General features: G+C 41.7%; 8 protein-coding genes. 5 read left to right on the forward strand and 3 right to left on the reverse strand.

Going from position 1 to position 7,933, the window contains the following annotated elements; translation table 11 throughout:
* A partial coding sequence (locus VNZ46_RS28550) for a YeiH family protein (protein ID WP_325564972.1) occupies positions 1-797 on the reverse strand: 797 nt, incomplete at its 3' end.
* A 75-nt stretch (positions 798-872) separates the two neighbouring features.
* Positions 873-1,766 (reverse strand): LysR family transcriptional regulator, encoded by an 894-nt coding sequence (locus tag VNZ46_RS28555; protein ID WP_325564974.1) that lies wholly within the window; start codon positions 1,764-1,766, stop codon positions 873-875.
* A 188-nt stretch (positions 1,767-1,954) separates the two neighbouring features.
* Here VNZ46_RS28555 and VNZ46_RS28560 point away from each other — a divergent pair, with 188 nt between their 5' ends.
* The 5 genes from VNZ46_RS28560 (at position 1,955) to VNZ46_RS28580 (ending at position 7,111) form a co-directional block, all read left to right on the forward strand.
* Positions 1,955-3,022: a hypothetical protein gene (locus VNZ46_RS28560; RefSeq protein ID WP_325564976.1), complete on the forward strand. Its 1,068-nt coding sequence runs from the start codon at positions 1,955-1,957 to the stop codon at positions 3,020-3,022.
* 38 nt (positions 3,023-3,060) lie between these two features.
* Positions 3,061-3,720 carry a DUF4833 domain-containing protein gene (locus VNZ46_RS28565; RefSeq protein ID WP_325564978.1) on the forward strand — a complete coding sequence of 220 codons (660 nt, stop codon included), beginning with the start codon at positions 3,061-3,063 and terminating at the stop codon, positions 3,718-3,720.
* 73 nt (positions 3,721-3,793) lie between these two features.
* The gene (locus VNZ46_RS28570; RefSeq protein WP_325564980.1) at positions 3,794-4,378 is read left to right on the forward strand and encodes an RNA polymerase sigma-70 factor; all 585 of its coding nucleotides are present in this window, start codon (positions 3,794-3,796) and stop codon (positions 4,376-4,378) included.
* A gap of 1 nt (position 4,379) precedes the next feature.
* Positions 4,380-5,348: a FecR domain-containing protein gene (locus VNZ46_RS28575; RefSeq protein WP_325564982.1), complete on the forward strand. Its 969-nt coding sequence runs from the start codon at positions 4,380-4,382 to the stop codon at positions 5,346-5,348.
* On the forward strand, positions 5,348-7,111 hold the full coding sequence (locus VNZ46_RS28580) for a hypothetical protein (RefSeq protein WP_325564985.1): 1,764 nt from the start codon (positions 5,348-5,350) through the stop codon (positions 7,109-7,111). Before VNZ46_RS28575 ends, VNZ46_RS28580 begins: the two co-directional genes overlap by 1 nt.
* Here VNZ46_RS28580 and VNZ46_RS28585 read toward each other — a convergent pair.
* Positions 7,103-7,933 (reverse strand): ABC transporter substrate-binding protein (locus tag VNZ46_RS28585; protein ID WP_325564987.1); only part of this gene is annotated, 831 nt, incomplete at its 5' end. The two genes, VNZ46_RS28580 and VNZ46_RS28585, sit on opposite strands and share 9 nt — an antisense overlap.

Raw genomic sequence — 7,933 nt, forward strand, 5'->3', positions numbered from 1 at the left:
AGGCCAGCTTTAGAGGCCATCAGCAAATAAGGAGTCCAGGGATGGAGCTGCGTAAAATAAGTATTAGCCAGCATGGCCAGTACAAATAAACCTATAAAATATGGAATTTGAATCTTAGCTTTTGCGGTTTTAAAAAGCATCGCTGTTCCTAATGCTACAGGAATAATCCATAGGGCCCGGGCCAGCTTAACTGTAGTCGCAATTTGAAGGGCTTCATTTCCATATTTACTTGCCGCCCCTACTACTGAGCTGGTATCATGTATCGCGATGGCGCACCACATGCCGAATTGAGTCTGGGAAAGATGAAAAACATGGCCAATTACCGGAAAAACAAATAGCGCTACAGAATTCAGTATAAAAACTGTTCCCAAGGCAACAGAAATCTGTTTCTCATTCGCTTTCATTACCGGAGAAAGTGCTGCAATGGCACTTCCCCCACAAATAGCCGTACCGGCGGAGATGAGAAAAGAAGTTTTAGGATTAATTTTCAGGAGCTTCATCAGCAGATAACCCAAGCCCAGAATACTCACTATAGAAACAATAGTAAAAAGAAAACCTTCCATACCCACTTTCATAGCGGTATATACATTCATGCCAAAACCTAATCCCACTACAGAGATCTTTAGCAAAAGTTGGGTGGCTTTCTGGTTAAAAGCTGGTAAGGGATGGTCCACTACTTGCGCAAAGAAAATCCCAAGTAATAAGGCCAATGGTGGCGACATCCAGGGAAACAAACAAACAACGGCACAACAGAGATATAGAAATTTTTGGAGCGATGGGTATTGTATTAGCTTCATTTTACTGTTTTTTGATGAAGCAAAATTACCCTGGTAAAGCATAGCAAGCATATTCCTATAACTGATCAGCCATAACTACAAGTTATGCAGCTGCCTGGAATAGCGCATAAAAACCTCAGCTAATCCGTCTGCTTTTCCCTTCAGGTGAATAAAATAAAAGTTCCTTTCTATAGCCAGATCTTTTACCTCAACAACCCGCAATACCCCTGTCTGTAATTCTTTCAAAACAGAATGTATCGAGAGGAAAGCCAATGTACCGGAATGAACCAAATAAGACTTAATGCTTTCAGTACCGCCCAGCTCCATCTCAACTGGAAGGTCGGCAAGTTTAATACCTAACGTTCTCAAAGCATGATCTATAACTTCAAGTGTTCCAGACCCCTGCTCCCGGAGTACAAAAGCATATTGCTTTAACTCTGCCGCCTCCAGTTCTCCCTGCTTGGCCAACGGATGATCTTTACCACATACCAGGACAATTTCATCTTTAATAAACTCTGTATACTGGATTTCCTGATTCTTTGATTTTCCTTCTACAATCCCAATTTCAATATCTTTATCGAGCAGGTATTTTTCAATTTGCTCCGTATTTCCACTGGTCAGCTTAAGCTGGATATCACTGAATTTTTTTCTGAATTTGGCCAACATGGGCGCAATGACATATTGTGCAATAGTTGTGCTGGCCCCCAAATGCAAACTGCCCTCCTTTTTATGCACCAGCGCATTCATCTCAAAGTCAATGGTCCTGTAAATAGCAAACAGAGTTTCGGCATGTTCCAATAGCAATTGGCCTGCGGCCGTAAGTTGTATGTTATTACCTTTTCTTTCAAACAGTTTATTCTGGTATTGCTGTTCCAGCTCATGAATATGTTTGGTTACAGCCGGCTGGGTAATGAATAAAGTTGCAGCAGCTTTGGTAAAACTCAATCGTTTTGCTACTGTATAAAAAACCTCTAACCTGAAATCTGCCATGCGTTTTATGTTGGTTCTGGCTCAAAAATACGCTTTTTTAGATTTCTTTAAGGCTAATTTCGCAAAATGAGGGGATCAAGGCAGGTATTAAAGCGGTCGACATCTGCAATTCTCAGTTTTCAAAATTAAAAGAAAAATCACGTAGGGGTAAAACCGGAGTTTGTTGTCACACCTCAAAAATAGAACAAATGAAATCTTTACTTTACAACAAACAAACCTTATCCTTTCGTTTCAAAACCATAACAAGCGGCATTATAATTTCATTAACCGTATTTTCACTACAAGCACAAGACAGAAAGCGCACCAAGGTACATATCGGGTTGGTCTATCCGGTGAGCAGCAATGGCAGCAAGGCCGGACTAGACACCAATAACCTTTCCCTGAACCTGATTGCCGGACTATCTGCAGCAGAAGAAGGCGTTGCTGTTGCCGGTCTGAGTAATATAGTACGTGATCACTCCAAAGGCATACTGGTTGCAGGACTTTCCAACCACATACGTAATCGTGCCGAAGGAACAACAGTATCCGGCTTCCTGAATACTTATGGTTCAGGCAAGGGGGTTGCTGTAGCCGGCTTTACAAATATATCCGGCGATATGAAAGGCGCACAGGTAGCTGGTTTTGCAAATTTATCCAAAGACATGGAAGGTTTTCAATTAGCTGGTTTTATGAACAAATCCGGTAACACTTCTACTCAAATCTCCGGATTCATGAATATAGCCAAAAAGGTTAAGGGTACCCAGATCTCTGCCTTTATCAATGTGGCCGACAGTTCAGATTATCCAATTGGCTTTTTAAACCTGATCAAAAACGGTGAAAAGAGCATCAGTGCCGGCATTGACGACAACCAAACTTTACTCCTCTCGTTCCGTTCCGGTGGAAAATTTCTTTATGGCATATTAGGTTTGGGCTATAACGTTAAAAATGATAAAGAAGTTTATGCTTTTGAGGCCGGTTTAGGTGCGCATCTGCTCCATTACAATACCTTTCGACTCAATTTGGAATTGGCCTCGACAGGTTTAACACGCTTTAAAAGCGAAGGAACCTTTAAATCTTCCATCAGGGTGCTTCCTGCCTGGAGAGTCAGTTCCCATATAGAGCTTTTTGGAGGTCCATCACTGAACCTCATCAATGCGGATAGCGAAGAGGGAAGAGATATGGTTCACAGTTACATGAGAAGATGGGACAGCAGCAACAGCAACCGGTTTACCGGGCTATACCTCGGGTACATCGCCGGAGTGCAGGTCTTATTCTGATCGCTGGTCTGGCTTTTCCAATTAAACCTAGAGATCTTATGTTATCAGCAACAGAAAAAAAAGAGAAGAAAGTCATTAGATTTATATCAGTGCGGATAGGCTACCTGCTGATGAAATTCATCTTGTTCTGTCCAGCAAACAGATACAAGCTCTACAGAAAAAAGCAGAGCTTAAAACAAAGGAATGTCTGGGAGGAGATCATCAAGATTGTTGGTCTAACGTTCCTGATGTGCGCTTCTATATTTGAACAAGCGTATCCAAAAGAACTGCGCAAAGTTACTTCAGAAAACAATGTTTGTACGATTATCTATGAATTGAATTACAATGCAGATGGTACCCTCTGCAGTAAGGAACCCGTAAAGAGCAGTCTAACCAGGTATTCTGACACTGGTAAGAGAAGGGAACTGAGTCCTTTAGAAAGAAAATATGCTTATGGTCTGTTGACCAAACCAATTGGAAATGACGAATATGAAATCCGTCTGATTGCTTATAAACAATTGCCCCTGTATTTAAAAAGATCAGTAACTGATCATCAGTATAGAATCTATATCAAGGATGAGGGCGAGGATTTTTTGTTAAAAAGGGCTTTTGTGAGTATGGATGAACATTATCGCTGGTTCCCCATGATTCGTTACATAGACCTGATACCCATTCAAAACAGTAATGGAAATGAAATTTTACAAAGGATTAATATATAAACAAGTTCAAAGACAATCAGTACAAATTGCTGCAGCACCGAAATTCTGATATCTTTGAACAACAAATAGAACAGTGGAATTAACCAAAAGCACCAGCCGGCCGGCCCCTAATCTGTATGATGACCAGGCCTTTGAAAAGTTATTCAAAGACCATTATAAAGCCCTGCACGTCTATGTCAACACCATGATCAGAGACGATGAAATGGCAGAAGAAATTGTACAGAACATGTTTATGAGATTTTGGGAAAAGCGTGAGTTATTAAATATTGACCTTTCTGTAAAAGCTTATTTATACAAATGCGTACATAACGATACTTTGAACTACCTGAAGCACGAGAAAGTCAAGGCACGTTACCAGGAACATGCGGCTTTCAGCCTAAATTATAGTGAACCTGCCTCGCATAAGGCAGAATTAAATGAGCTGGAATGGAAGCTTCAGGAAGCACTTAAAGACTTGCCCGAACAGTGTCGAACCATTTTCCAAATGAGTCGTTTTGAGGAACTTAAATACAGAGAGATTGCCGAACAGCTTGGTTTGTCCATTAAAACAATAGAAAACCAAATGGGCAAAGCCTTAAGGATCTTAAGGTTAAAATTAGTAGACTTTTTAGCCCTTATCTTAATAGGGATCATATTTTATAAAGATTTTTTGAACTAGGATGAGCAGGATAGACGAACTTTTAGTAAAGTTTTTATTAAACGAAACTACCGCCGTAGAAAATACGGAGGTACAGCAGTGGATAGATCAGGATCCGGCCAACAGATCGTATTTTGAGCATTTTTCCAGAATCTGGGAAACCAGTAAAAAGCTGGAACGGACAAGTGTTGTGGATGAAGAAGCAGCCTGGTTGAAATTTAAGGTGAAAACGAGCGAAGAAAAACCACAAGTTAAGGTGCTCCCTTTAAAAAGGAAAACTTATGGGTGGTTGAAAATTGCAGCTGTTTTTCTATTGGCGGCTGGTGCCTGGGGTGCCTGGACCTTGTTTGGTCAAGGGTCCTATGTACGTGTGGAAGCAGGCCAGCAAGTCCTGGTCAAAACTTTGCCAGATGGCTCCGTACTCACAATGAACAAGCGTTCTGTATTGAGTTTTGCCAGCAACTTTAAAGAAAACCGCAGCATTCATTTGCAGCAAGGTGATGTATTTTTCAGTGTAACCCCAAATAAGAAAAAACCTTTCATCATAGAGGCCAATAAAGTATCTGTAAAAGTAGTAGGCACCTCATTTAATGTAAAACATTCGGGCAAACAAACCGAAGTAATTGTTGAAACGGGTATCGTTAAGGTCAGTTATAAAAATGAGCAGGTGGAATTGCATCCGGGAGAAAAAGTACGCATATCAGAAGAAAATGGGGCCTTGACCAAACAGCAAAATACCGATCAGCTGTACAATTATTACCGCAGCAGATTATTTATCCTCCAAAATACGCCGCTTTCTTCCGTTGCGACGACTTTGAACGATGCCTATCAGGCCAATGTAGTTATTGAAGACCCAAAAATTCAACAACTTACGATCAGTACTACATTAAAAATGGACAATTCACTGGATTATAATTTAGGGATCATCTGCAAATCTTTAAATCTAAAAACAACAAACAGTCAGGGAAAGATCCTGTTGTCTAACCGCTAATGATGAAAGGAAAATTAACTGCAATCCTGATGCTCTCCCTGATCATCTGTAAAGTACAGGCCCAACAGCCTTCAGTTGGGGGAAATTTGTTCAGAAGGGTAAATATACATGTGGAAAAGGAAAGTATCGGGTCTATTTTAAACCGGATCAGTACCTCTTCCAACTTCTATTTTTCTTACCAGGGAACTCTGTTTAAAACCGACAGCCTGGTCAATCTTTCTGTCCAAAACCTTCCGGTAAGAGAGGTATTGGACAAGCTGTTTAATGGAAAAATAGATTATAGAGAAGAAGGCCAGTACATCATACTCCGCTCAGCAGCGCTTCACCTAACTATAGAACCCGACAACATCACCACTGCCGAAAAGCTTTACCTCATCAGCGGCTATGTGACAGATACCAAAACAGGGCTAAAAATAAAACAAGCCAGTGTATACGAGAAAAGGTTGCTGCAATCTACGCTTACCGATAACGATGGTTATTTCAAACTTCGTTTCCGTGGAGATTACAGTGAAGTGATCTTAACAGCCAGCAAGGAAAGTTATCGGGACACCACATTGGTCTTTCTCTCCAATATTACGATAAAACCAGAAGGATATGCAGATGATACCGATCCGGTTACCGGTAAAAGAAGAAAAGGCGGACCAAATAACAACCTCGTGGAACGTATAGGCATAGGCCGGTTTTTAGTTTCGTCCAAGCAAAGAATCCAGAGTATGAACATACCGGACTTTATTGCCAATAGTCCCTTCCAGGTTTCCATTACCCCAGGTCTGAGTTCGCATGGCATGATGAGCTCCCAGATTGTAAATAAAGCCTCTTTAAACTTATTTGGAGGATATACGGCTGGCCTGAACGGCTTCGAAGCCGCCGGGTTGTTCAATATGAACAAGGGAGACGCACAATACCTGCAAATGGCCGGTCTGTTCAATGTAGTTGGTGGCAGTTTCAATGGTCTGCAAGCTGCAGGCATATTAAATACGGTAATCGGAGACACTAAAGGCCTGCAAATGGCAGGTATCATGAACGAAGTAAGCGGAAACAGCAAGACACTGCAGGCTGCAGGCATCTTCAACCATGTCCGCAAACGCGCTGTTGGATTTCAAATGGCTGGAATCATGAACCTGGTTAATGGAGACATGAGTGGTTTTCAGGCCGCAGGACTACTAAATCTGACTTCGCAGCAAGTAAATGGTGTCCAGTTGTCTGGCCTGATCAATTATACCAAACGACTAAAGGGCGTACAAATAGGCTTGCTTAATATTGCCGATCAATCTGATGGTTACAGCATCGGCTTGATCAATATTATAAAAAATGGCTATCATAAGGTCAGCCTTTCCACCAATGAAACCGGAATGTATAATGCCAGCCTCAAACTGGGTAATGATAAATTGTATTCTATCCTGATGCTGGGCCAGAATTTTTCGGATACGGCAAAGGTGAAAGCTATTGGAATCGGTTTTGGACACGACTTCCTGATGGGAAAGCGTTTTTCAATAGCTACAGAAATTTGTTCCCAGTTTCTATACCTGGGAAACTGGGATTATTCCAATGTATTGACGCGTTACCAGATTAATCTGCAGTTTAAATTATTTAAAACCCTGAGCATTTTCGGAGGTCCGGCCTACTCTGTTTATAACTCTAGTGCGCCACCGGGCTCCAGTGCCAGCGGTTATAAACAACAATTTGCACCGGATTACGCTACAAAGATCAACAACAATACAAGAGGATGGTTCGGTTGGAATGCCGGAATAACTTTATTTTAAAATCAGCTCTGTCTGAAACTTCTTAAAGTATTTTGACAGAGGCTCATCTGCCTGGAAAATTTCCGGGTGGAACAAGCAAGATAATACTTCCACGCCTTTAACCAGAGTTCCAACACTTGGCTGGGTAAAAAGGTCGAAGTCTGCGAGGTATACCGCATTGTTCTTAACCGCCGCCAAGTCGTTCCATCCCGGCTTTGTAGTAAGCAAGTGCATTTCTTCCTCGCTCCTGCTGATATCAAATCCACAAGGGGCTATAACCAGGACTTCCGGATTGTACTTTTGGATCTTTTCCCATTTGTTCACAATGGAATCACCGGCAGGGTTTGACAACATGTCTACACCTCCGGCAGCTGCAATTTGAAAAGGAATCCAATGCCCGCAGTTGTAAACAGGCTCTATCCATTCCATCAGCATAACTCTTTTTAAAGGTGCTCCAGCTCCTCTCAACTGATCAAGAATAGCGTTCATTACCGATTTTAGCCCTGCAAGATAACGGAAAGCAACTTCTTCTTTTCCAATAGTTCTGGCAATAGTAACCGCACAGTTAAAAACATCTTCGAGATTATTTGGACTCAACTGTACAAGTTCAGGCTGCTTGCTTAAGTGCTGGATGGACGAAAGTGTGCAAGCAGTATCAATCAGACAAACCTCACAGGTATCCTGGGTAAAGATCACATCCGGACTGATTTGTTCCAGCAGCTCTTCATCTACCCAATAAAGGCTTTTCCCCTGGGCTTTGGAGGCCGAGAATATCCGGTCTATTTCTATACTTGAATAGTTCTTTCCCTCCAACACACAACGAACCACCTTAGGTAGATCTGC

It is taken from the genome of Pedobacter sp. (genome assembly GCF_035566355.1).
Classification (GTDB): domain Bacteria; phylum Bacteroidota; class Bacteroidia; order Sphingobacteriales; family Sphingobacteriaceae; genus Pedobacter.